Origin of the sequence: Streptomyces sp. NBC_00273, from assembly GCF_036178145.1 — a bacterium.
In the GTDB taxonomy this organism is placed as follows: domain Bacteria; phylum Actinomycetota; class Actinomycetes; order Streptomycetales; family Streptomycetaceae; genus Streptomyces.
The window spans coordinates 4,988,542-5,012,523 of the sequence record NZ_CP108067.1 but is presented as its reverse complement, the minus strand read 5'-3'; the positions used below and the strand labels follow the sequence as shown (position 1 = coordinate 5,012,523).

Sequence of the window (23,982 nt, the reverse complement as noted above, 5' to 3'; positions counted from 1 at the left end):
CGAGTGACGCGGCGTCACGAACCGGCTCTGCTGCCGTCTGCTAGGACCCGGGCGCCGCATCGGCGGCGTACCGGGCCCGCAGTTCCGAGATCACCCCGAAGACGGCGGCGGTCATCGGCACCGCCAGCAGCATCCCCAGGATCCCGGCGACCGCCGCGCCCGCGGTGATGGCCAGCATCACCACGGCCGGGTGCATCTGGACGGTGCGGCTCTGCACCACTGGTTGCAGTACGTAGCCCTCGATCATCTGGACCAGCAGGACCAGGCCCAGCGCCCACAGGCCGATGATCCAGCCGCGGTCGGCGAAGGCCACGAGCACGGCCACGGCACCCGACAGGATGGCCCCGAGGTAGGGGATGTAGGCCGTCACGAAGACCAGGGCGGCCAGCCCCAGCGCACCCGGCACGTCGAGGACCAGCAGGCCCGCGCCGATCAGCACGGCGTCCACCAGGGCCACGAAGGTGGTCCCGCGCATGAACCCCTCGACGGCCTCGAAGGCGCGCCGCCCCATGGCCTCCATCAGATCGCCCGAGCGGCTCGGCACGACGGAGCGCAGGGTTCCCACGGCCCGGTCGGAGTCGCGCAGGAAGAAGAAGATCAGCACCAGCGCCAGCAGCACCATCGCGATCACCGAGCCCACCACGCTGAGCCCCGCGACCACGCCCGAGGCGGCCGTCCCGCCGAACTTCGCGAGCAGGTCCTTGGAGTTCGAGGCGATGTCCTCCAGCGAGGTGCCCACCGCCCCGAAGTGCTCGGCGACCATCTCGCCGGCCCGCCGCAGCGCGTCGACGATCTCGCTACCGGTCTCGATGAGCGCGAGGACGACGATGTACGTGGCCCCGCCGACGACGCCGACCACGGCGAGGCAGGTCAGGGCCGCGGCCAGCGAGCGGTTCATCCCCATGCGGACCAGGCGCCGGTGCATCGGCCCGAGCAGGGCCGTACCGAGCACGGCCAGCAGTACGGGCGTCACGACGGCCTCGAAGACGGTGCACAGCCATACGCCGACGGCGAGGACGGCGGTGACGAGCAGGACGACGCCGCACCAAGCGGCGAGCCGCCGTACGGGCGCGGGCAGGAGGGGATCTGACACCGCTGCATCCCATCACACCCCGCCGCGCCCGGCCGCGCACCCCCAGGGTCAGAACACCGGGTCGGCGTCCATCTTCGACTGCTCGTGCAGCTCGAACCAGATCGACTTGCCCTCGCCCCGCGGGTCCACGCCCCAGGCGTCGGCCAGCATCTCCATCAGCAGCACCCCGCGGCCGCTGGAGGACATCTCCCCCGGCTGCCGCTTGTGCGGGAGCTCGTCGCTGCCGTCCGCGACCTCGATGCGCAGCCGGCGCGCGCCCAACTCGCCGATCGCCTCCGCGACCAGCAGGGCGTCGCCGTCGGTGTGCGTCAGTACGTTCGTCACCATCTCGGAGACCATCAGCACCGCCGAGTCCACCTGGTCGGGGTCGGCCCAGTCGTGCAGCAGCTCGCGGATCTGCTGCCGCACGCCGGCGATCCGTTCGGGCTCCACCTGGGCCACGGTCAGTACGGTGCGGCGCACGGGCCGGGCCGGGTGCGGCAGCGCGGTGCCCTGGCCGCGGTCCGCGCTCTCGCGGCACAGCAGCACTACGGCTATGTCGTCCTCGCGGCGGTCGGCGAGCGGGCCGGTGGTGTGGTGCGAGGACGGCCCGTGCACGGCCTGGACCAGTAGGTCGGCCAGTCTTTCGAGGTGCGGGGGCGCGACCTGTCCCGCGGCCGTCCCCGCACCCGGTACCGGCGCGTCGTAGGCGTTCTCGTAGGCGTTCTCGTGCGGGTTCTCGTGCGCGTCGGACTCCAGGACCGCCCGCAGCCGTGCCCAGCCGGTGTCGAGGTCGTGCCCGCCGGTCTCGATGAGCCCGTCGGTGCAGAGCATCATCGTCTCGCCGGGCTCCAGGGTGAACCGGGTGGTGGGGTAGTCGGTGTCGGGAACGATCCCGAGGGGCAGCCCACCCGCGGTCGGGCGCATCAGGACGGTGCCGTCGGCCATCCGGATCGCGGGATCGGGGTGGCCGGCGCGGGCCACCTCCAGCATGCCGGTCCGCGGATCGCACTCCGCGTACAGGCAGGTCGCGAAGCGCGGACTCAGGAAGTCGGAGTCCTGGCCGCCGTCGTCCCCGTACGGGTCGGACTCCGGCGAGGAGCACAGGCCGGCCAGGAAGCGGGAGGCGCGCGAGAGCACCGCGTCCGGCCGGTGACCCTCGGACGCGTACGCCCGTACGGCGATCCGCAGCTGGCCCATCAACCCGGCCGCCCGGACGTCGTGGCCTTGCACGTCGCCGATGACCAGCGCGAACCTGCCCGACGGCAGCGGGATCATGTCGTACCAGTCGCCGCCGACCTGGAGTCCGCCGCCCGTCGGGACGTAGCGGGCCGCGATCCGCATGCCGGGGATCTCCGGGCCGAGCTGCGGCATCATCGACCGCTGCAGGCCGGTGGTGAGCTCCCGCTCGGATTCGGCCACCACGGCGCGCTGGAGCGCCTGGGCCAGCATCCGGGCCACGGTCGTCAGGACGGACCGCTCGTCGGGGGAGAAGGACGCCGGGTGCTTGAAGGCGGCCATCCAGGCGCCCATGGTCCGCCCGGCCACGATCAGCGGCAGGAAGGCCCAGGAGACCCGGTCGAAGCGCTGGGCGAGCGGCCAGGAGGCCGGGAAGCGCCGTTTGTAGTCCTCGGGGGTGGGCAGATAGATCGCCCGGCCGGTCCGGACGACCTCCGCGGCCGGGTAGTCCGTCTCCAGCGGCATGTCGGAGAACGGACCCTCGTCCCCCGGATCGTGTCCGTGGTGCCCGATGATCGACAGCCGGTCCCCGGCCACGCCGAAGACCGCCAGCCCGTCCGGGCTGAAACCGGGCATGGACAGCGAGGCGGCGACCCGCAGCACCTCGGCCGTGGACCGCGCCTCCGCCAGCGCGCGCCCCGCGTCCAGCAGGAAGGCCTCGCGGGAGCGCCGCCAGTCGCCCGTGATCGGGGTGTGGGCGGCCGTGGTTCCGGGCTGCGGCTCGGCGATCTCCTGGATGGTGCCGATCAGCTCGTAGTCCGTGGACCCTTCGGGCGTCCGGTTCGCCACCGGTTTGGAGCGGCTGCGCACGGTCCGCAGCACCCGGCCGTCGACGTCCATGATCCGCAGCCGGGCTTCGGCGAGGGTGCCCTCGGCGACGGCCAGGTTCACGATCCCGTTGATCTCGTTCCAGTCCACCGGGTGGAAGCGGGACCGTACGGCGACCTCCGGCAGCACCACCGGTTCGGCGGGCAGCCCGAGCAGCCGGGCGGCCTCACCGTCGAGGGTGACCGTCCCGGAGGCGTTGTCCCATCGCCACAGGCCGGTCGCGATGGCGGCCAGAACGTCCTCGGTGCGCACCCGGCCATCTTTACAGGTCATATCCGGTACGTGCCTGTTCGCCCGGACCACCGGACGCATTTGCGCAGGCTGGAGGGAGTGCCCGACCCGCCACCTTCCCGGACGGTAACCTTGGGACGGTTGAATCCACCCTGGTATCGCGTAGAACTGGATGACTGATGCATCGGTACAGGTCCCACACCTGCGGCGAGCTCCGCGCTTCTGACGTCGCCGCCGACGTCCGGCTGAGCGGCTGGCTGCACAACCGTCGAGACCTGGGCGGCATCCTCTTCATCGATCTGCGCGACCACTACGGCATCACGCAGCTGGTCGCCCGGCCGGGCACCGCGGCGAACGAGGCGCTGAGCAGCGTCACCAAGGAGACCGTCGTCCGCATCGACGGCAAGGTCGTCTCCCGCGGCGCCGACAACGTCAACCCGGAGCTCCCGACCGGCGAGATCGAGATCGAGGTCTCCACGGTCGAGGTGCTCGGCGCGGCCGCCCCGCTGCCGTTCACGATCAACACCGACGACGGGGTGAACGAGGAGCGGCGCCTGGAGTACCGCTTCCTCGACCTGCGCCGCGAGCGCATGCACCGCAACATCATGCTGCGCTCGGCCGTCATCGCGTCGATCCGCTCGAAGATGGTGGCCCTCGGCTTCAACGAGATGGCGACGCCGATCCTCACCGCGACCTCCCCCGAGGGCGCCCGTGACTTCGTCGTGCCGTCCCGCCTGAACCCGGGCAAGTTCTACGCCCTGCCGCAGGCCCCGCAGCAGTTCAAGCAGCTGCTGATGATCTCCGGCTTCGACCGCTACTTCCAGATCGCGCCGTGCTTCCGCGACGAGGACGCCCGCGCCGACCGCTCGCCGGGCGAGTTCTACCAGCTCGACGTGGAGATGTCCTTCGTCGAGCAGGAGGACGTCTTCCAGCCGATCGAGCGCCTGATGACCGAGCTCTTCACCGAGTTCGGCGGCGGCCGCGAGGTCACCTCGCCGTTCCCGCGGATCCCGTTCCGCGAGTCGATGCTGAAGTACGGCAACGACAAGCCCGACCTGCGCGCCAAGCTGGAGCTCGTCGACATCACCGACGTGTTCGAGGCCTCGGAGTTCAAGGCGTTCGCCGGCAAGCACGTGCGTGCCCTGGCCGTCCCGGACACCGCCGCGCAGCCGCGCAAGTTCTTCGACGGCCTCGGCGAGTACGCGATCTCGCTGGGCGCCAAGGGTCTGGCCTGGGTGCGCGTGGGCGAGGACGGTGCCCTGACCGGCCCGATCGCCAAGTTCCTCACCGAGGAGAACGTCAAGGTCCTCACCGAGCGCCTGGGCCTGGTCCCCGGCCACGCCGTGTTCTTCGGCGCGGGCGAGTTCGACGAGGTTTCCAAGATCATGTCCGGCGTTCGCGTCGAGGCGGCCAAGCGTGCCGGCCACTTCGAGGAGAACGTCTTCCGGTTCTGCTGGATCGTCGACTTCCCGATGTACGAGAAGGACGAGGAGACCGGCAAGATCGACTTCTCCCACAACCCCTTCTCCATGCCGCAGGGCGGGATGAAGGACCTGGAGGAGAAGGACCCGCTGGACATCCTGGCCTGGCAGTACGACATCGTCTGCAACGGCATCGAGCTGTCCTCCGGCGCCATTCGCAACCACGAGCCCGAGGTCATGCTGAAGGCCTTCGAGATCGCCGGTTACGAGGCCGAGACCGTCGAGCGCGAGTTCGCGGGCATGCTCCGCGCGTTCCGCCTGGGCGCCCCGCCGCACGGTGGCATCGCCCCGGGCGTGGACCGCATCGTGATGCTGCTGGCCGACGAGCCGAACATCCGCGAGACCATCGCCTTCCCGCTGAACGGCAACGCGCAGGACCTGATGATGGGCGCGCCGACGGTGCTGGAGGAGTCCCGTCTGCGCGAGCTGAACATCGCGCTGCGCAAGCCGGTCGAGACGAAGGCGGCGGAGCGGCCGGTCTCCGACGCGGTCACCCCGGACGCCGGTTCCCCGCGGGGCTGACCCCGACCCCGACACGCCGAAGGCGGCGCCCCCCTCCTTGCCGGAGGGGGGCGCCGCCTTCGTGTCGGGCCCGTACTAGAACCGCTCCAGGATGCCCTTGACCAGGGCGGCGGAGGTCAGCTCGGTGGGGGCGGGGCCGGCGTGGAAGAAGCCGGCGTTCTCGGCGTCCAGCTTGCGCAGGAAGTCGAAGGCCTTGGCGTCGTGGTCGCCGAAGGCCACGAACTGCCAGTGGATGCCGGGAGCCGCGGTGGCGGCGTCGGTCAGTGCCTGGCGGGCGGGCTGCCGGTTGTCGGGGGCGCCGTCGGTCTGGAAGACGACCAGGGCCGGGCCCTCGCCGCCGTCCTTCTGGTAGCGCTCCACGACGGCCTCGACGGCCACGTGGTAGCTGGTGCGGCCCATCCGGCCGAGCTCGGCGTGACGGGTCTCGACCCAGGTGGCGTCGTGGTCGTCGAGGGTCAGGTCGGCGGTGCCGTCCACCTCCGTGGAGAAGAACACCGTGTGCACGGTCGCCGCGTCGTCGAGGTGCGCGGCGAGGGCGAGGGCGTGGTCGGCGAGGTGCTGGGCGCTGCCGTCCTTGTAGAAGCCGCGCATCGAACCGGACCGGTCCAGCACGAGGTACACCTTGGCCCGCGCCCCGGTCTTCCCCTTGCTCCGGAGCACCTGTCCGGCGGCCTTGTACGCCCCGGCGACCTCAGGAGCCCGACGCCGTACGACGGCGGCCCCGTTCGCAGCGACGCCCGGCGCGCCCTCTGCCTCTGCCTGCGGCGCGTCTGCCTCGGGCTCTTCCGCGGCGGCGGCGACCGGCTCCTGCGACTCCGCCTCCGGCGCGGTCTCGGGCTCGGTCTCGGCGGGGGTGTCCGCCTGCGGCGCCTCGGCCCCGGCCTCGGCAGCCGGTGCCCCGGCCTCGGGCTGCTCCGCAGCGGGGGCGGTGTCCGCCTCCGGCACGGTGGCTGCGGGCTCCGCCTCGGCGGCGACGGGGGCGACCTCGTCCTGCGCCTGCGGCGCCTCGGCCTCGGGCTGTTCCGCCTCGGCGGTGGTGTCGGCCTTCGGCGTGATGGCTTCGGCGGCGGCCGGGGTCTCGGGCTCGGGCTGCTCCGCAGCGGGGGCGGTGTCCGCCTCCGGCGCGGTCTCGGGCTCCGCCTCTGCCTGCGGTGCCTCTGCCTCGTCCGCGGCGGCGGCAGCCAGCTCCACCGCGGAAGCGTCCTGCGCCTCGGGCGCGGCCTCGGGCTGCTCCGCGGCGGCGACCGGCTCCTGCGCCTCCGGCGCGGTGGCTTCGGCGATGGCCGGTTCGGCCTCCGGCTCGGCCTGGGTCTCGGTGGCGGCAGCCGGTTCGGCCTCCGCCTCCGGCGCGGCGGCCTGAGCCTCGGGCTCGGGCTGCTCCGTAGCGGGCGCGGTTTCGGGCTCCGCCTCGGCGGCAGCCGGTTCCGCCTCCGGCGCAGTGGCTTCGGCGGCAGCCGGTTCGGCCTGCTCCGGCGCCGGAGGCGCGGCCGGCGCGGGGGCGTCCTGCTGGACCGCAGGAGGCGACGGGCGACGGGCTTCCGGGACCGTGGGGTCCGCCGCCTGGGCGGGGGCCGTGAGGACCGTGCCCGGTTCACGGTCGCGCGGGGTGGACTGCGGCGGAACCGTGTGGTTGTCGAAGGACGCCGCCACCAGTTCGGCGGCGACGTCCAGAGGGGTCCGTTCCGCCTGGTTCGGGACAGCGGCCGAAGGGGTGTCCGTAGTCTCCGGAACGGATTCCGCGGACCGTCCGAATACCTTGCGCAACAAGCTCCGAATACCCATGGGCCAGGCCTTTCGCATGTGTGCGTGCGTCATTTGTCCGTGCTGCGCGGATGATCCCTGCCCAGAGTGGACACGTAAGGTTATCGGCCGCCCGGCTGGATCTTCGGCAGGGGCGCCTTTCGTGGCGCCCGGCTCCCACCCACCCGCACACGCTCCGTGAACTGCCGCTCCGACGTGCCGGGTTCACCGAGCGTTCATCCCCGCGCCGCCGCTTCGGCGCAACCCGGGCCTAGCGTCGCGGCTGGATCGTACCGACGCGTTGTCGGCGCCCACGCAGCTACTCGGAGGACACTCGTGCGCAAGCTTCTGCCGTTCATCGGCAACCCGCATGGGAGCGGCCGGTCCGCTCTCACCTGTCGTTACCGCTGTGGCGACGCCTGCTTCCACGAGGTGCCGAACACCAGCGACAACGAGTACGTCGGCGATGTCATAGCCCGTGCCTACTCCCGCCGCGCGATGCTGCGCTCCGCCGCCGTCGTGACGGTCGCTACCGCGGCCGGTTCCGCCGTGGCGCTCAGCGGCCCGGGGCAGACCGCCAACGCCACCCCCGCCGCCGATGACGCCGCGGCCGCCGCGGGCAAGGGCGGCGAAGCCGCACGGGGCTTGCGCTTCAAGGCCGTCGCGCCGAACACCGACGACAAGGTAACCGTTCCCGAGGGCCACGAGCAGAACGTGGTGATCCGCTGGGGCGACCCGATCATCAAGGGTGCCCCGGGCTTCAACGCCGACAAGCAGACCGCCGCTGCGCAGGCCGGTCAGTTCGGCTACAACAACGACTTCCTGAGCCTCCTCCCGCTCGGCGGCGACTACGAGCGCCAGCAGCTGCTCGTGGCCAACCACGAGTACACGGACGAGAACCTCATGTTCAAGGCGTACGACCCGGCCAACCCGACCCGCGAGCAGGTCGAGATCGCCTGGGCCGCGCACGGCCTGTCCGTGGTCGCCGTCCAGGAGGACCACCGCAGCGGCAAGCTGACCGCGGTCAGTCGCCACCAGCTCAACCGCCGGCTGACCGCCACCAGCGAGTTCAAGCTGACGGGCCCGGCCGCGGGCAGCAGCCTGCTGAAGACCTCCGTCGACGCCACCGGTACCAAGGTGCTCGGCACGCTCAACAACTGCGCCGGCGGCACCACCCCGTGGGGCACGACCCTCCACGGGGAGGAGAACTTCAACCAGTACTTCGGCAACGCCGGCCAGGTCACCGACCCGACCGCCGCCGCCCGCCTCAAGCGCTACGGCGTGACCGCCGGTGCCACCGAGCGCAAGTGGGAGCGGTTCGACAAGCGCTTCGACGTGGCGCAGGAGCCCAACGAGTCGCACCGCTTCGGCTGGGTCGTCGAGCTGGACCCGTACGACCCGCACTCGGTCCCGCGCAAGCGCACCGCGCTCGGCCGCTTCAAGCACGAGGCCGCGCAGCCCCGCCTGACCGAGGACGGCCGTCCGGTCGTCTACATGGGCGACGACGAGCGCTTCGACTACTTCTACAAGTTCGTCTCGTCGAAGCGGATGAAGAAGGGCAATTCGCGCGCTGCGAAGGAGCACAACCTCACGCTGCTCGACGAGGGCACCCTCTACGTCGCCAAGCTCACCGGTGACTCCCCGGTCGCCGAGTTCGACGGCACCGGCAAGCTCCCCTCCGACGGCGAGTTCGACGGCTCCGGCGTGTGGATCAAGCTGGCCACCGGCAACGTCTCGCACGTCGAGGGCATGACCGCCGAGGAGGTGTACGTCTTCACGCGCCAGGCCGCCGACAAGGTGGGCGCCACGAAGATGGACCGCCCCGAGGACGTCGAGCCCTCCCCGCGCACCGGTCGCGTCTACATCGCGCTGACCAACAACACCGACCGCGGCAAGCCGGGCAAGGAAGGCGCCACCGAGGCCAACCCGCGCAACCTGAACAAGCACGGCCAGATCCTGGAGCTCGCCGAGAACTTCGACGACCCGGCGGGCGACGGGTTCGCCTGGCGGCTCTTCCTGGTCGCCGGTGACCCGAACGACCCGGCGACCTACTTCGCGGGCTTCCCCAAGGACAAGGTCAGTCCGATCTCTTGCCCGGACAACGTGGCCTTCGACCCGCACGGCAACCTGTGGATCTCCACGGACGGCAACCAGCTCGGCTCCCACGACGGCCTGTTCGGCGTCGCGACGGCCGGTGAGCGCCGCGGTGAGCTGAAGCAGTTCCTGACCGTTCCGCGCGGCGCCGAGACCTGCGGCCCGCTCATCCAGGACAAGCGCGTCCTGGTCTCCGTCCAGCACCCGGGCGAGATCGACGGCGCGTCCGTCGAGAAGCCGCAGTCGGTGTGGCCCGACGGCCCCGGCAAGATCGTCCGCCCGGCGGTCGTGTCCGTCTGGCGCAAGGACGGCCGCAACATCGGCGTCTGATCGGTCCAGTTGACCCAGGGGCGTGTTTCACGTGAAACACGCCCCTTGGGCGTCCCGGCAGATCAACGCACCCAAGTCGCTCAAGTCACTCAATTCGCTTATGCCACACAAGCAACTCAAGTAACTCAAGCCGCTCACCTCCCCTACGGCACCCTGCCGACGGGGAGTCGGAGCGTCGTCACCGCGCCCCCGTCGGGCGCGTTGGCGAAGCCCACCACGATCTCCAGCACGGCCGCCTGCCCCATCACGATCGTGAGGCCCAGGCCGTGGCCGCGCCCGCGGCCCGGGTCCCCCGTACGGAACCGCTGCGGGCCCTGCTCGATCAGCTCGGGCGGGTAGCCCGGCCCGTGGTCGCGGACCACCACCACCGGCCCCTCCACGGTCACCTCGACCGGCGGTCTGCCGTGTTTGCCGGCGTTGGCCAGCAGGTTGGCCAGGATCCGGTCCAGCCGCCGCCGGTCGGTGACCACCACCATGTCCTGGACCACCCGAACCGAAGCGGCCGGCCCCGCCTCCGGTGCGGCGACGCTCCCGGCGGCCGCGGCGACCGCCCGCTGCACCGCCCGGCCGAGCTCCACCCGGGCGAGGTCGGCCCGTTCGACGCCCGAGTCCAGCCGGGAGATCTCCAGCAGGTCCTCGGTCAGCAGGTGCAGGGCCTTCAAACGGTTGTTGATCATTTCCTTGGGGCGGCCCTCGGGCAGCAGCGCCGCCGCGGCCAGCGAACCGGTGAGCGGGGTGCGCAGCTCGTGCGCGACGTCCGCCGTGAAGCGCTTCTCCGCCTCCAGCCGGCCCTGGAGCGAGCTCGCCATCGAGTCCAGCGCGTGCGCCACGTCCCGGACCTCGTCGCGGGAGCCGCCCGGCCCCGGATCGTCCCCCTCGGCCGGGAAGTTCACCCGGGCGTCCAGGTCCCCGGCGCTGATCCGGCGGGCCACGGCGGCCGTGGTCGCGAGCCGCCGGCTGATCCGGTCGGCGAGGAACAGGCCGGCCAGCGCCACCAGACCGGCCGCGAGGATCGCGGAGGCGAGGATCGCGGTGTCGATGTCCCGCAGCCGCTCCCGGGTGCTCCCGAAGGGCAACCAGACCGCGAGGGCCTTGTCGTCGGCGGGTCCGGCCGCCCACATGACGGGCTTTCCCCCCTGTTCGCCGACGATGCTGCCGGTCTGTCCGCTCGCGACGAGCTCGCGCAGTCGCCGGGGCAGGTCGGGCGGGTCGAACGCGGCGTTCACGTCGCCGTGCGCGGTGCCGTACTCGTAGTGGCCCAGGGCGTGCTCCAGCTCGGTGGCGGCGGCCTTGCGGACCTCTCCGACCATCTGCCGGGCGACCACGTTGTGCACCAGGATGCCCAGTGCGGCGGCGACCATGCAGCACACCATGGTGGTGGTCAGTGCGATCTTCCAGCGCAGGCTGCTCAGCGCGCGCATCGCCCGTCCCCGCTCGTCGGGGCCTGGGTGCGCCCCGGGCAGTCGTCGAGGGTGAGCTGGGACAGGTTCATGATCCCGGCCTTCGGGTCCCACACGTAGTCGGAGACGGCGACGTGGTCGGGGTTGGTCGTGGGCTCGCGGACCGCCAGGTGCTCGGCGGCCACCTCCACGCCCTCCAGCACCCCGCGCCGCGACAGGATCCGGGCGATGCTCCCGTCGTCCTGGACGGTGTAGACGCGCAGCTCGCTGACCCGGCCGTCGACGTCCAGGGCGGTGATGAGTTCCTCCCGGCCGTTGCCCGTCAGGTCGTGCAGGACCGCGGGGCGCACCGGGCAGTCGGGGCCGCCGTCCACAGCCCGTGTGCAGAGCGCGAGCCGCTGGACGGCCCGCGGGTCGACGAGCCGGCCGGTCCCGTCGTCCTGCTCGGCGGCGGAGGTGATGTCGGCGCGTACGACGGACAGTGCGTCCACCCCGCGCATGCTCAGGTCGGCCACCTTGGGGAGCCCCGGGACCACGGCGGCCGTGCCCGGCCTCTGGTCCGGGGCGGGCGGGTCGGGGCGGATGTCCTTCCACAGGCTCTTCGGGGCGTGCACCGTGCCGAGGTCGCCCTCGCTCTGCAGCCCCTCCACATCGGCGCACCCCGCCAGGAGTACGGCGAGGACCATCACGGCAGGGACGCGGTGCATGCTCCGATGCTCCCCCGTCCGCCCCCGCCCGGCCCGGGAGCCGACCCATTCGGGGGACACCCTTCCCGGGTGCGGCGGCGGGTCAGGACTCCGGCCGGGCGATGGCCAGGGCCGCCGCGATCTCCTGGTGGACCGGGGCCAGCACGCTCGTCGCTTCGCCCGGCGGCCCCGCCTCGACCCGTACCGGGACGCTGCTGCTGCGCACCCGCACGGCCAGCTCGCGGAGCTGCCGCGCGATCGACTCCACCTCCTCGGCGGGGGGCGGGGCCGCGCCGTGGTTGACCCGGACCCGCGCGGCGGTGGTGGCGTCCACGATCCGCTCGACGGCGACCACCAGCGGCCACCAGGCGGCGGCCCGCGCTCCGGTCGGCGGCGGCTCGGTCAGCGCCCGCTGGAACTCGCTGCGCACGCCCGACAGGTCCCGGTAGATGCGCCGCCGGGCCTGGAGGCGGGTGGTCCGGGCCGCCGCGAGCGCGGCCTCGTCCGCGACCGGTGCGAAGGCCCGTTCCACGTACCGGGCGGCGTCGTCCACGGTGTCGGCGAGCCGGTCCCCGATCCGGGTGTGCCAGCTCTCGGGCCACAGCAGGTATCCGAAGACGAGGGTGATGGCGCAGCCGATGAGGCTGTCCACCAGCCGGGGGCGGATCAGGTCGAAGCCCTGGTGGTTGAGCAGGTCCGAGAGGAGCAGGATCACCGGGGTGATCGCGGCGGTCTGGAAGGCGTAGCCCTTGACGGAGAAGGCGGGGATCAGCCCGGCGAGCACCACCATCACGGGGACGTCCCACCAGCCGCGCGGCACCTCGGAGAGCACGGCGGCCGCGATGACCAGGCCGCCCGCGGTGCCGAGCGCGCGCAGTACGGCCCGGGAGAACACCGAACCGAAGTCGGGCTTGAGGACGAAGGTGACGGTCAGTGCGACCCAGTAGGACCGCTCGAACTCGATCACCGATACGAGGGACTGTGCGATCCCGATGCACAGCGCGAGCCGCAGCCCGTACCGCCAGGAGGCCCGGGACAGCACCATGTCGCGTACCGCCCGCCGGGCGCGCACCCGCAGGGCGGCGGGCCGGCCGAGCCGGTCGTCCACGTTGTCGAGGTCCGGCCGGGCGATGTACACGATCTTCGCGGCGTGGCGCAGGGCCGCGTCGACGGCCCGTTCGGCCGGGGTCTGCGGGGCGGGCAGCTCCAGCACGGGGGTTCCGGTGCGGCCCTCCTCGACGGCGTCGGCCAGTTCCCGTACGGACGCAGGGATCTCGGGGGGCAGCGGCCGGCCGCGCAGGTGCGCGGCGGGCGCGGCCTCCACCAGTGGGATCACGACGTTGAGCTGGGCCAGCAGCCGCACCAGCGAGGGGCTGCGCCCGTGCACCCGGGCCCGGCGGCCGAGCACGAGGTCGTAGGCGTGGTTGATGGCCTGGGTGACCTGCTGCCGGCGTCCCTCGTAGCGGGCGCCGGGCCCGCCGGCTGCCTCCAGGGCGTCGGCCAGGGCACGGTAGGTGTCGGCGACGGCGGTGCGCTCCGGTTGCCGGCGGCGCAGCGGCCAGCCCAGCAGGCTCAGTGCGAGGACGAACAGCCCGCCCGCGGCCAGCAGCAGCGGCGCCGTCCACCAGGGTTCGGGCAGTGGCAGTCCGGCGCCGATCACGGCGTTGAGCAGGAGCAGCAGTCCGGACACGGAGGCCACGGTGCCGATGGAGGAGATCATCCCGGAGACGAGGGCGACGAGGGTGAGCGCTCCGACGGCCAGCCAGCCGTGCCCGTAGACCAGGGTGCCCAGTGCCACGCCGACGGCGCCGAAGAGCTGGGGGACGGCGATGTTCAGGACGCGCATCCGGTAGGCGTCGGCGGTGTCGCCGATGACTCCGGCGAGGGCGCCCATGGAGGCGAGCGCGCCGTATTCGGGCTCGTCGAGGGCGAAGCCGACGGCGAGCGGGACGGACATCGCGACCGAGGCCCGGGCCACTGCGGCCCACGGGATCGGTGCGGCACTGGGCTTCAGCCCGTTGAGCAGCCAGGAGGGCGGAGCCAGCGGATGGTGCCGGGCTCGCCGCGACGATATGTGTTCGGTGCGTTCGGTGCTCATTCCCGCTTCCGTGCCCGCCGCTCGCGAATCGGTTCTTCTGTGATCTTCTGCATGGTTCTGTGCGTGTTGGTACCTTCCGAGCTTATGGGGTGCGGCGTAGTCGGCCCATCACCCATGCGGAGAGTGCGGCGGCGAGCCCGATCGCCAGCACCACCCAGGCGGTGGTGCGCAGGTACGCGGTGAGGGCGTCGTACACCGCCCCGGCGGCGGGCCGGTCGATGTCGGCGGGCAGGTCGTCCAGGGTGAGCCGGCGGCACACGTCCACCGCGAGCCACAGCAATCCGGCCCCGACCGCCAGACCCACTCCGGTGGCCATGACGGCGCGCCGTCGGCGGACGGCTACGGCGATGGCCGCCGCGGCCAGGACCAGGGTCAGTACGGGGAGCCAGACGCCCGCGACCTGGAGCATGTGGAAGCCCTTCCGGAGAGCGGCGAGGTTGTCGTACTCCATGACCTTCACGGTCAGGTGGGTCACCGGGATGCGGTCGGCGAAGGGCACCTCGTCAGCGACGAGGTCGCCCCTGACCTGGGCGATGACGGGTGCGAGGTCGATGGTGAGGGCGTCGCCGTGGCCGGTGGTGAGCGCGTCGAGGAACGCGACGTGGGCGGCGCGGTTGGCCGCGTCCCAGGCGGTCCGGTAGGCGGCGGTGCCGGCGAAGGATTGCAGGGCCTCGCCGAGCAGGGTGTCCACGCCGATCTGGAAGGGGCCCGCGTCGATCTGGCCGGCGAGGGCGCGGGTGACCTGGGTGACGACGACCTCCTGCACCTTCGGGTTCTCGGCGAGGGGGGACATGGCGGCGGTGTACCGGTCGGCGTTGCCCAGTTCGCGGTCGGCCCAGTACGCGACGGCGCTCGCGGGCACCAGGAGGGCCACGAGCACGATGAGTACCGTCGACAGGATGGTGCGCACGTCACCAGGGAATGCGGACGCGGGGCCGGGCGCGAGCGGTGTTGCTGCGGGCGGGTGGTGGGCCGTCGGGCGGCGCGGCACCCTTGCGCCGATAATTCTGGACATTTAATATCCAGAATATGAAGATGAGCGAGGGCGTCGAGTGGGCGCTGCACAGTTGCGTCAACCTGGCCTGGAGCGGCCCGGACCGCTCCGTGTCGGCGGCGCGTCTCGCCGCCTGGCACGACCTGCCCGCGGCCTACCTCAACAAGCAGCTCCAGGCGCTGGCCCGGGCGGGCATCGTCACCTCCACCCCCGGCCCCCGGGGCGGCTTCCGGCTGGCCCGCCCGCTCGACGCCATCTCGCTCATGGACGTGGTCGCCGCCGTCGAAGGGCCCGAGGAGGCCTTCCGGTGCGCGGAGATCCGGCAGCAGGGGCCCGGAGGGGGCGAACCGGCGGACTCCGCCCCGGAGGGGGACGCCGCCGACTGCGCCATCGCGCACGCCATGGCGCGGGCCGAACTGGCCTGGCGCAGGGCACTGGCGGCCCAGAACCTCGACGAGATCCGGCAGCAGGCCGAACGGCAGGCCCCCGGGGCCCCCGAGCGGCTCCGTGCCTGGCTCGCCGCGCGGTAGCCGCACCAGGGAGCGCCGCACCACACGTACGGACACGGACACGGAACAAGGGAGCTCGGCATGACGCGCAGCATCATCAACCCGGCAGGACTCCACACCCCGACCGGCTACGGCTACAGCCACATCGTCTCCGCGCCCGGCGAGCAGGTGTTCATAGCCGGCCAGTACGGATCCGACGAGCAGGGCCACGTCGTCTCCGGGGACTTCGCCGACCAGGTCGAGCGGGCCTTCGCCAACCTCCGTACCGCCCTTGCGGCCGTCGGCCTCGGCCCCTCCGACGTGGTCCGCATCGGCACCTACATCGTCGGCCACGACCAGCAGAAGTTGGAGGTCCTGCTGGGACAGCTGCACGCCACCTGGGGGACCGAACTGCCCGCCCAGACCCTGATCGGCGTCGCCGCGCTGGCCCTGCCCGACATGCTCTTCGAGATCGACGCGGTGGCCGTGCGCACGTCCTGACCGCTGATCCACTTGCCGCCCCGGGTCGGCGGGTGTGCCCTGGATGATGGGAGAGAGGAGCCCGTCATGGCACATGCGGCACCGAGCGCCCTCGGGCGGCGCCGGCAGGGCGCGAGCAAGACCCACCTGCACAAGAGCGCGTTCGTGGGGCCCGTGCTCCTCGGACTCGTCTACGGATTCTGGGCCGCTTTCATCGAGCGCCAGGCGGGTCCGGTGACCACGGCCAACGTCTTCTACGGGATCCTGTGCGGCGTGATCTTCGCAGGCGTCATGTTCGGCCTGGCCAGGGTCGGTCCCCGGATGATGCGCGAGGTCCACGCCGCCGCCTACGGAGCCTTCGGCGGCATCGCGGTGGGCTACCTGCACAGCCTCACCGACCAGTCGATCCTCAAGTCCGTGGTGGTGGGCCTCGCCGTCGCCGCGGGCGTCGGTGCGGCGGCCTTCTACCGCTACTACACGCACGAGGACTGAGCGCGAGGACTGAGCCGGCCGCACGGCCGGGACGGACAGGAGCGCCGGTACCCCCGGCGCTCCTGGCGCGTCCGCGCGCTTCCTACGCGGCCGAATCCGCCGGGGCCGTCGGCTGAGGTTCGCCCTCGGCCTCGACGGCCGTGGCGGTGGCCGTGGTCTTCGGCGACGCGGCCGGCTCGGTCTGCCGGACCGGCGGGGAGAACCGGGTGACCTCGGCGCGGAGCATGGCGTTCAGTGCGGCGTACGGGTCGATGGGCATGGCGGAACCTCACGGTGCTCAGGGGGTGGTGTGGGGGGCTGCGTCCGAACCTCGGTCCGCTCAGCAGCGCAGCACCACGCTCCGCACCGTCCGCCGGGACAGGGCCGGTTCGGCCGCCTCCGCGGCGGGCCCGCACGCCGGGGCAGCCGCGTGTTCCACGTGAAACACCGCGAGCGGTGCCCGCCGTACGCCGGACAGCCCGCGCGTGACCGTCCGTACGGCCGCCCGCGCTTCGGGATCAGGGGCCGGAGCCGGATCGGACTGGCCCTCGCCGGGCTCGGGGGACTCGGCGGGGGCGCCCGGCGCGGCGGGCACGGCGGGCGCGGAGGAGGAGGGGCGGAACTCGGCGGCTTCTGCGCCGGCCGGACCGGCGCCGAAGACGCACAGCAGCACGACACAGGCCACGGTCAGAGCCCTGGCCAGTGCCGAACGCGCGTGGTGCCTCCCGCCGCTCATGCGAGGGGTCTGCCCCGCCACGCCCAACGACTCCCGGGTGGACCCCAAGAAGCCCCCGACCGGGGGACGAAGACACCCCCCACGGCTGACGGACCGTCGCCCGATCCGGTGGTCTCAGTGGGTGCGGCGCTGCCCGGTCAGCCGGGCCAGGACGGCGGTCTCGCCGCCGACCAGCCGCAGTTGGGCCCGGCCGGGCGCGCCCTCGTGGCCGGAGGCCCTGCCCGGTGAGATCCGTACGACGGTGAACACGGCCGTACGGCTGTCCGCTCGGGGGATCTCGATGGTCCGGCCCCGCCGCAACTCGCCGAGGCGAAGCCCTTCCACCGTGACCACCGCGGTCCCGGCCGCACCCGGCGCCGGACCTCCGGTGTCCCAGGCGACCTCCGCCCGGCCACCGGTCAGCGGCAGGTCCACGCCCAGGCTCGGGATGCGCAACCGCAGCGGCCGCGCGGTCCGCAGGGGTCCGGTGACCGTCCGCAGCGGCCCGGGGGCGGTCCTCGGCGACCGGGCCCCCGTGCCGGGGGTGTGTTCGTCGGACTGTTCCAGCTCCCGCACCAGACGGCGGTGGCCCGACAGCCCCAACGCCCGGGAGGGCAGCGCGTCGTCGGTGGTCACGGCCGCGGGCCGGGCACCTTCGGTCCGTTGCAACACCACGATGCCGGTGGACAGCAGAACCACCGTCAGCGAAGCGACGGCCCACTTGGCGCGGGGCATGGGATTCCCTCCAGTCCGGCTCGGGCGGCCGGGTCATGTGAGCAGTGGACATCTCCTCTGCCCGTCGGTACCCCGTGCAACACGGCGGACTGACATGGCGTCACGGGCGTGTCGTCGCCCGATCGGGGAGTCTTCGCAGTTCGCGAAGGGTTCGCCCGCCGGATGCTCGCAGTGGCGCCCATGCGCCCGAACGGGTGAGAGGTCGGATGCCCCTAACCACACATGACGAAGGCGGCCGTGCCCGCTCCCATCAGCGCCCCGGCCAGGTGCATGGCCGGGTGGCCGTAGTCGCCGTACCAGAGGTGGCGGGCCAGGCCGCCCAGTGCGGCCAGCGCGGCGATGATCCCGATCTGGCCGAAGAGCGTCACGGCGCAGCAGGGGGCCAGCAGCAGCAGGAGCGAGTTCAGCCAGAACGGGGCCGCGCCCGTCCAGCCCCGCCATTGCCTGATCGCCGTCGCCATGTACTACCGGCCCCCTCGTGCTCAACTCGTCGGCTGCACAGCCTCCTTGGGTGCGGGGGCGGGCACAAGGGCTCGTTCGGCTAGAAAACCGAAAGCGAGGCCGAAAGTCGTCCACAGTGCCGTCTGGATGGCCAGGGACGCGAGGCGGAAGTCCCAGATCAGCGCGGCGGGGAAGCCGACGGGGACCTCGTTGATGCCGGGCAGCAGGGCGTACGAGAGGCCGATGGCCAAGACGAACGCCGCGCCGGCGACGACCGATGCGTTCCAGTTGCCGAGCTTCGGTGCCAGTCGTCGCCCGAGGATCAGCGCCCCGGCTGCTAGCAGCACGCTCAGGGCGATCATCAGGAGGTAGAGGGCGGTCCGCCGGGCGGCGGTCCCGGGATCGCCCACGGCGGGGGGATTGGCGGGGTACTTGAAGAACGGCACCAGTGTCACGGTGACGTACAGACCCCCGGTGACCAGTGCGGCCGTGGCCCGCGGGCCGAAGCGGCCGATGCGGCCCAGGGCGAAGCAGTAGACGAGCGCGGCGATGCCGCCGAGCGCCACCGCGTAGAGCAGGACGCCGGTGCCGAGCCCGGCCGTGGCCTGGAGGGCCCGGCTGACCGGCGCGTCCTCGCCGTGGTCGTGACCGGCCGCGGCGGCTTCCTCGATGGCGATCGCCGCGTCCACCTTGGACTCACCGAGGAGGTAGGCGACGAGGAAGGCGGCCACGCCGGCCAGCAGGCCGGCGAGCATGCCGCGGACGAGCAGGGTGCGGGGGGAGACCCCACCCGGAGAAGTGGAAGTCATCGATCTGTTCCCTTGCTGAGACGTCGGTCGGTGGCAGGGGAATCAGTGGCAGGGGAACCCGAGCAGGTGGCGGCCGTCGTGCAGCCACTCGTGGATGGTCTCCCCTTCGAAGACCGAGGTGGCGCCCTGCTCGGCGCCGACGAAGTACAGCAGGACGAGCATGAGGATGCCGACGAACACGGCCCAGGGGGCCAGTGCGGAGAGCGAGATGGGGGCGATGACGGGTGAGTTCGTCGTGGGCACGGCGGAGTGGGCCATGGCAGAACCTCCAGAGGGAACACGCGTCCCGGTCAGTGGTGCTCGCTACGACGGTGGCGGGTCTGACTTTCCTCCCCCTCCGGGAGGTTTCACAGTGGCGCGACCGTGCCGGATTCTCACCGGTGCTTCCGTCGTTCCGTCGTAAGTCAATTGAACCATTTGTGACCGTACCGCGCTTACGCTCCCCTTATGAAGACCCCGTTGGTACGAGTTCGACTCATCACCTTCCCCCTGGACGCGGCCGCCCGCCAGGGCCGCTTCGGCCACGCCCGGCCGTGCCCGGGCCACACGGGGCTGCGCGGTCTGGCCACGGGTGAATGGGCCGGTCGCACCCTGGACGAGGTGGCGGGCCGGGATCCGGCGGCCGTGCACGCCTGGCTGTCGGATCCCGCGTACGCGCCACCGGGCGGGGAGTCCGTGGACGCGCTGGTCGCGCGCGTCGGCGCGGAGCTGGCGGGCCTGGCCGAGGGCACGCACCGGGTGGTGGTCGAGCAGGCCGTCGTCCGGGCGGCCGTGGTGCACGCCCTGGAGCTGCCCGCGGCGGCCTTCTGGCGGCTCGACGTGCGGCCGGAGTCGGTGACCACCCTCACCGGGCGGGCGGGTCGCTGGAACCTGCTGGTCGGGCAGCCGCAGGACGAGCAGCCACCGGCCGGGCAGCCACAGGGCGAGCCGTAGTCCGCCGCACGGGGTGAAACGAATCGGCCCGGACCCCGCGACGCGGTCCGGGCCGAACGGGCACTCACCTGGGCGTCAGGCGACGATCCAGTCGGACGTCGCGATCACCGGCTGCACGCCGTCGCGGTGGATGGTGCCCTCGATCAGGCCGTACATCCGGTCCGCAGCGAAGTAGACCTCGTTGTCGTTCTTGAGGCCGAAGGGCTCCAGGTCGACGAGGAAGTGGTGCTTGTTGGGGAGGTTCAGGCGCACCTCGTTGACCTTGGCGCAGTTGTCGAGCACCCGCTCGGCCATCTGGTTCAGGGTCTGCTGCAGCGAGTACGAGTACGTTTCCGCGAAGGCTTCCAGCAGGTTCTTGCGGACCTTCTTGTACGCCTGGTCCCAGTCGTAGCCGGCCTCGTCGGCGGCCAGAGCCGAGTGCGCCCAGCGCGCGGTGACCTTGGTCGCCAGGATGCGGTCGTACGCCTCCTGCAGGGTCGTGTACTTGTCCTTGATGTAGCCGTGGAACTCGGAATTGGTCGAGTTCATCACCGTCAGGTCCTTCAGGCCCGAGATGACCTGCAGGCCCGTCGTCTCGCTGTAGGTGATCTGCGCGGTGCGGACCTCCTGGCCCTTGCGGACGAAGGAGTGCTGCTCCTTGCGCGTGGGGACCGGGATGCGGTCCCACACGTACTCCTCGATGCGGATCTGGGCCTCGCGGATCGGCTGCTGCGAGGAGACGAAGTGCTTGGCGAGCAGGATGCCGAAGGCTTCGGGGGAGTCGATGCCGTGCTCCTTGCCGAAGGCGTACACCGTGTTCTTGGTGGTGTCGGTCGGCAGGCAGTTGGCGTTGTCGCCGGTGAGGTGGACATCGCGGAATTCGCCGCGGAGCGCGACCGAGACGTTGAGGTCGCGGATCTCGTGCCAGGAACCGTCGCCGCCCTTGCGGGTGACCTTCACGATGCGGTTCTCGGCCTTGCCGTACTGGTTCTGGGCCAGGACGTGCTTGCTCATGCTGTCTTCCTTCGGGTACTCGGGAACACGGAGTCCGGTCGTCTGGATCCCGTACGCCCGGCGTCCAGCGCCCGCCCGAATCAAGGACGTCCCGCTCCCCGCCGTTCGGCCCCTCGCCGAGGGACCGCCCCGGGCCTGACGTGCATCCCGGTTCGTAGGTGCTTGGCCTGTTGTGCGTCGTGAGGCCTGCACGGATTGCAGCATGTGCACGGGGGGTTGATCCCCGTACAAATCCTCCGAACACCAGCACCCACGCCTTGGGCGACCCCACAGAAGCCCAGGTCAGGCCGTGTGCGCATCTGCCACGGTGAGGGCTTCGTCGAGGATCTCCAGCCCCTTGGCGACGTCCTGCGGTGAGATGTTGCACGGCGGCGCGACGTGGATGCGGTTGCCGGCGATCAGCGGCCAGAGCCCGCCCTTCTTGCAGGCGGCCCCGAACTCGGCCATCGGGGCGTTCTCCGCCCCGGAGGCGTTGTACGGGACCAGCGGCTCACGGGTCTCCTTGCTGCGCACCAGCTCCAGGGCCCAGAAGGTGCCGAGCCCGCGGACCTCCCCGACCGAGGGGTGCCGCTCGGCGAGCGCGCGCAGGCCGGGGCCGAGCAGCTCCGCACCCGTCCGGGCGGACTGCTCGACGACGCCCTCCTCCTCCATGACGCCGATGGTCGCGACGGCGGCCGCGCAGGCCAGCACGTGCCCGGAGTACGTGAGGCCGCCCGGGTAGGGCCGGCGGGCGAAGGTCTCCGCGATGGCGGCCGAGATGGCGACCCCGCCGAGCGGGAGGTATCCGCTGGTCACGCCCTTGGCGAAGCAGATCAGGTCGGGGGTCACGTCCCAGTGCTCGGAGGCGAACCACTTTCCGGTGCGCCCGAAGCCGACCATGATCTCGTCCAGGACGAAGACGATGCCGAAGCGGTCGCACAGCGCGCGCACGCCGGCCAGGTAGCCGTCCGGGTGCACGAGCACGCCCGGGGCGCCGCCGACGGTCTCCAAGATGATCGCGGCGATGGACTGCGGCCCCTCGAAGACGATGGTGTCCTCGAGGTGGCGCAGGGCCCGCTCGCACTCCTCGGCCTCGGTGGCCGCGTAGAAGGGCGAGCGGTAGGCGAACGGCCCCCAGAAGTGCACGACACCGGCGGTCGCGGAGTCGTTGCCGAAGCGGCGGGCGTCGCCCGTCAGGTTGATCGCGGTGGAGGTGGCGCCGTGGTACGAGCGGTACGCGGACAGCACCTTGGGCCGGCCGGTGTGCAGCCGGGCCATGCGGACGGCGTTCTCCACGGCCTCGGCACCGGCATTGGTGAAGAAGATCTTGTCGAGGTCGCCGGGGGTGCGCTCGGCGATCAGCCGGGCCGCCTCGGAGCGCACGTCGACGGCGAAGCCGGGCGCGACCGTGCACAGCTTGGCCGCCTGCTCCTGGATGGCCGCGGTGACCTTCGGGTGCTGGTAGCCGATGTTCGTGTAGACGAGGGCGCTGGAGAAGTCGAGGAAGCGGTTGCCCTGGTAGTCCCAGAAGTACGAGCCGTCGGCGCCGGCCACGGCGAGCGGATCGATGAGCTCCTGCGCCGACCAGGAATGGAAGACGTGCTTCCGGTCAGCGTCTTTCACGGCGGCGAGGGCGTCGGCTTCTGCGTTCATGAAACGAGCGTAGTTGTCCATGATGTGGACGGGGCGGGGGTCGGCCACCGGCATCCGCTCCGGGTCAGGCCAGGGCCTCGCCGTACAGGCGGAACAGCCGGGGCCCGGAAGCCGGGGCGGCGGCCCCCAGCCCGGCCCAGGCCTCCGACGCCGCCGCGCGGGCCGTCGTCCCCGGCCAGGGCTGCGGCAGCAGCTCCGGCGGGAGCAGCGGATCGGGGAGCATCGCGGCGGAGAAGGCGGCGGCCAGCGTCACGGCGTGCGCCAGCCCGGCGGCCCGGCCGGGCAGGGCCGGCTGCTCAGCGAGCGCGCGGAGCTCCCCGTACCGCGCCGCGATCTCCGGCAGCGGCCACAGCCGTTCCGCCAGGGCGCGGGGGTCCGAGGTGCCGCCCACCGCCAGGTCCCGGGTGCTCAGGCAGGTCAGCGCCTCCGACAGGCCCAGCTCCGCCGCGTGCGCCCGTACGTACGGGCCGATCGCGTTCGGCGTGACGTACAGGCCGCCGTGGACCGGCGCCGCCCCCAACCCGGTCAGCGCGTCCCGCAGGGAGTCCCGGGCGGCCCGCGCGGATTCCGGTACGGCGAAGGCGAAGGCGTGCCAGAGACCGTCCCACGGCTCCAGCCCCCGGTCCTGCCGGTAGGCGTGCCGGACGAACTCCACTTCGGGTACGAGCGGCAGCCCGGCCCCCGGCTCCGCCCCCGCCAGGCGCAGCACGGCCCGTCGGCCGCGCCCCTCCACCGTGAACCGGCCCTCGGTCACCAGCCGCTTCACGCACAGCCGCACCTGCTGGTCGGTCATCCCGAGCAGGGCGGCGACCTCGTACAGTTCGTCGCCCGCGACCGTCCCGTCCTCCCGGACCAGTGCGTGCACCACCATCCGCGTGGGGATCCCGCTCATCGTGCCGCCACCTCCTTGTGCATCGTCGTCACGCCCCCGAATCCCAGCACGTCCCGCAGCCAGGGCGTGCGCTGCACCCGTACCGCCCGGAAGCCGTGCTTCTCGTAGAGCTCCCGCGCCCGCGGGTTCTCCGCGACCACGTCCAGTCGGATCCGCCGGCACCGCTGCTCCACGGCGATCGCCTCGATCTCCCGCAGCAGCAGACTGCCGATGCCCCGGCTCCGCTCGGCGGGGTCCACGGCGATGCCGTCCATGACCAGCTCGCCGCGGGCCGGGGTGCGCTCCAGCAGGGCCAGCAGGAACACCCGGTACAGGCCCCGGACCCGCCCGTACTGGGCCATGACCGCGGCCGCGTCGCCGCCGACCAGGCCGCGTCCGGCCAGCTGGTAGCCCGCCACGCCGACCACCCGGCCGCCCCGGCCCGGGGCGCCGGACAGGGCGGTCACCGCCCGGTCCGCGTGCAGGTGCCCGGCGATGAACCGCCGTCCGGCCTCCGCGGGGCCGAGCGCGCGGCCCAGCTTTCCCCCGAAGGCCTCCCAGTACAGTTCGGCGACGCGCGCGGCGGTCCCTTCGGGCAGCCCGCGCCGTACCTCCACGCTCTCCGTCGTCATGCGTGCAAGCGTAGTACGTTCACTAACGCTACGATCGTTTTTGATACGGGCGAACGTGTGTGTGAAT

At 72.3% G+C, this 23,982-nt stretch carries 23 protein-coding genes; 6 read left to right on the top strand and 17 right to left on the bottom strand.

Annotated elements, in window-relative coordinates; all coding sequences use genetic code 11:
• Positions 1-40 precede the first annotated feature (40 nt).
• Together OG386_RS21910 and OG386_RS21905 are read right to left on the bottom strand one after the other, a co-directional pair.
• The gene (locus tag OG386_RS21910) at positions 41-1,093 is read right to left on the bottom strand and encodes an AI-2E family transporter (RefSeq protein WP_328789560.1); all 1,053 of its coding nucleotides are present in this window, start codon (positions 1,091-1,093) and stop codon (positions 41-43) included.
• Between the two features lie 48 nt (positions 1,094-1,141).
• Positions 1,142-3,391: a SpoIIE family protein phosphatase gene (locus tag OG386_RS21905; RefSeq protein ID WP_328789559.1), complete on the bottom strand. Its 2,250-nt coding sequence runs from the start codon at positions 3,389-3,391 to the stop codon at positions 1,142-1,144.
• Positions 3,392-3,549: 158 nt separating this feature from the next.
• Here OG386_RS21905 and aspS point away from each other — a divergent pair, with 158 nt between their 5' ends.
• A complete protein-coding gene (aspS, locus tag OG386_RS21900; RefSeq protein ID WP_327384231.1) occupies positions 3,550-5,373 on the top strand; it encodes an aspartate--tRNA ligase in 1,824 nt (607 codons plus the stop codon).
• A 75-nt stretch (positions 5,374-5,448) separates the two neighbouring features.
• On the opposite strand, the gene OG386_RS21895 is transcribed toward aspS, so the two are convergent.
• Complete coding sequence (locus tag OG386_RS21895; protein ID WP_328789558.1) at positions 5,449-7,155, bottom strand: VWA domain-containing protein; 1,707 nt, start codon at positions 7,153-7,155, stop codon at positions 5,449-5,451.
• 294 nt (positions 7,156-7,449) lie between these two features.
• Here OG386_RS21895 and OG386_RS21890 point away from each other — a divergent pair, with 294 nt between their 5' ends.
• Entirely contained in the window at positions 7,450-9,537 is a 2,088-nt protein-coding gene (locus tag OG386_RS21890; protein ID WP_328789557.1) for a PhoX family protein, read from the top strand.
• Positions 9,538-9,680: 143 nt separating this feature from the next.
• Here the strand turns inward: OG386_RS21890 and OG386_RS21885 are convergent, their stop codons facing one another.
• The 4 genes from OG386_RS21885 to OG386_RS21870 all read right to left on the bottom strand — a co-directional run bounded on the left by OG386_RS21885 (position 9,681) and on the right by OG386_RS21870 (position 14,631).
• Positions 9,681-10,958, bottom strand: coding sequence for a HAMP domain-containing sensor histidine kinase (locus tag OG386_RS21885; RefSeq protein WP_328789556.1), 1,278 nt, complete (start codon positions 10,956-10,958; stop codon positions 9,681-9,683).
• Positions 10,946-11,644, bottom strand: coding sequence for a hypothetical protein (locus OG386_RS21880; RefSeq protein ID WP_328789555.1), 699 nt, complete (start codon positions 11,642-11,644; stop codon positions 10,946-10,948). Before OG386_RS21880 ends, OG386_RS21885 begins: the two co-directional genes overlap by 13 nt.
• 82 nt (positions 11,645-11,726) lie before the next feature.
• Positions 11,727-13,721, bottom strand: a complete 1,995-nt coding sequence (locus tag OG386_RS21875) for an FUSC family protein (protein ID WP_328789554.1) — start codon at positions 13,719-13,721, stop codon at positions 11,727-11,729.
• A gap of 82 nt (positions 13,722-13,803) precedes the next feature.
• On the bottom strand, positions 13,804-14,631 hold the full coding sequence (locus tag OG386_RS21870) for a hypothetical protein (protein ID WP_328789553.1): 828 nt from the start codon (positions 14,629-14,631) through the stop codon (positions 13,804-13,806).
• Between the two features lie 125 nt (positions 14,632-14,756).
• Between OG386_RS21870 and OG386_RS21865 the strand changes: the two genes are divergently transcribed.
• The 3 genes from OG386_RS21865 (at position 14,757) to OG386_RS21855 (ending at position 16,175) form a co-directional block, all read left to right on the top strand.
• Positions 14,757-15,245, top strand: a complete 489-nt coding sequence (locus OG386_RS21865; protein ID WP_328793311.1) for an RrF2 family transcriptional regulator — start codon at positions 14,757-14,759, stop codon at positions 15,243-15,245.
• Between the two features lie 60 nt (positions 15,246-15,305).
• Entirely contained in the window at positions 15,306-15,704 is a 399-nt protein-coding gene (locus tag OG386_RS21860) for a RidA family protein (protein ID WP_328789552.1), read from the top strand.
• Between the two features lie 66 nt (positions 15,705-15,770).
• Positions 15,771-16,175, top strand: coding sequence for a hypothetical protein (locus tag OG386_RS21855; protein WP_327384223.1), 405 nt, complete (start codon positions 15,771-15,773; stop codon positions 16,173-16,175).
• Between the two features lie 82 nt (positions 16,176-16,257).
• On the opposite strand, the gene OG386_RS21850 is transcribed toward OG386_RS21855, so the two are convergent.
• From OG386_RS21850 to OG386_RS21825, 6 genes are all read right to left on the bottom strand, one after another.
• The gene (locus OG386_RS21850) at positions 16,258-16,434 is read right to left on the bottom strand and encodes a hypothetical protein (protein ID WP_328789551.1); all 177 of its coding nucleotides are present in this window, start codon (positions 16,432-16,434) and stop codon (positions 16,258-16,260) included.
• Between the two features lie 60 nt (positions 16,435-16,494).
• Positions 16,495-16,890 (bottom strand): hypothetical protein, encoded by a 396-nt coding sequence (locus OG386_RS21845; protein WP_328789550.1) that lies wholly within the window; start codon positions 16,888-16,890, stop codon positions 16,495-16,497.
• A gap of 114 nt (positions 16,891-17,004) precedes the next feature.
• Positions 17,005-17,604, bottom strand: a complete 600-nt coding sequence (locus OG386_RS21840; RefSeq protein ID WP_328789549.1) for a class F sortase — start codon at positions 17,602-17,604, stop codon at positions 17,005-17,007.
• Between the two features lie 212 nt (positions 17,605-17,816).
• Positions 17,817-18,065, bottom strand: coding sequence for a hypothetical protein (locus tag OG386_RS21835; protein WP_150258423.1), 249 nt, complete (start codon positions 18,063-18,065; stop codon positions 17,817-17,819).
• 21 nt (positions 18,066-18,086) lie between these two features.
• Positions 18,087-18,854, bottom strand: a complete 768-nt coding sequence (locus OG386_RS21830) for a CbtA family protein (protein ID WP_266594638.1) — start codon at positions 18,852-18,854, stop codon at positions 18,087-18,089.
• A gap of 42 nt (positions 18,855-18,896) precedes the next feature.
• Complete coding sequence (locus tag OG386_RS21825) at positions 18,897-19,112, bottom strand: CbtB domain-containing protein (protein ID WP_030016542.1); 216 nt, start codon at positions 19,110-19,112, stop codon at positions 18,897-18,899.
• Positions 19,113-19,301: 189 nt separating this feature from the next.
• Here OG386_RS21825 and OG386_RS21820 point away from each other — a divergent pair, with 189 nt between their 5' ends.
• A complete protein-coding gene (locus tag OG386_RS21820; RefSeq protein WP_328789548.1) occupies positions 19,302-19,787 on the top strand; it encodes a histidine phosphatase family protein in 486 nt (161 codons plus the stop codon).
• A gap of 75 nt (positions 19,788-19,862) precedes the next feature.
• Here the strand turns inward: OG386_RS21820 and pucL are convergent, their stop codons facing one another.
• From pucL to OG386_RS21800, 4 genes are all read right to left on the bottom strand, one after another.
• A complete protein-coding gene (gene pucL, locus OG386_RS21815) occupies positions 19,863-20,780 on the bottom strand; it encodes a factor-independent urate hydroxylase (protein WP_328789547.1) in 918 nt (305 codons plus the stop codon).
• 282 nt (positions 20,781-21,062) lie between these two features.
• The gene (locus OG386_RS21810; protein ID WP_328789546.1) at positions 21,063-22,412 is read right to left on the bottom strand and encodes an aspartate aminotransferase family protein; all 1,350 of its coding nucleotides are present in this window, start codon (positions 22,410-22,412) and stop codon (positions 21,063-21,065) included.
• Positions 22,413-22,476: 64 nt separating this feature from the next.
• On the bottom strand, positions 22,477-23,304 hold the full coding sequence (locus OG386_RS21805) for a PaaX family transcriptional regulator C-terminal domain-containing protein (RefSeq protein ID WP_328789545.1): 828 nt from the start codon (positions 23,302-23,304) through the stop codon (positions 22,477-22,479).
• Positions 23,301-23,915 (bottom strand): GNAT family N-acetyltransferase, encoded by a 615-nt coding sequence (locus tag OG386_RS21800; RefSeq protein WP_328789544.1) that lies wholly within the window; start codon positions 23,913-23,915, stop codon positions 23,301-23,303. The genes OG386_RS21805 and OG386_RS21800 overlap by 4 nt, the downstream gene beginning before the upstream one ends.
• Positions 23,916-23,982: the final 67 nt, after the last annotated feature.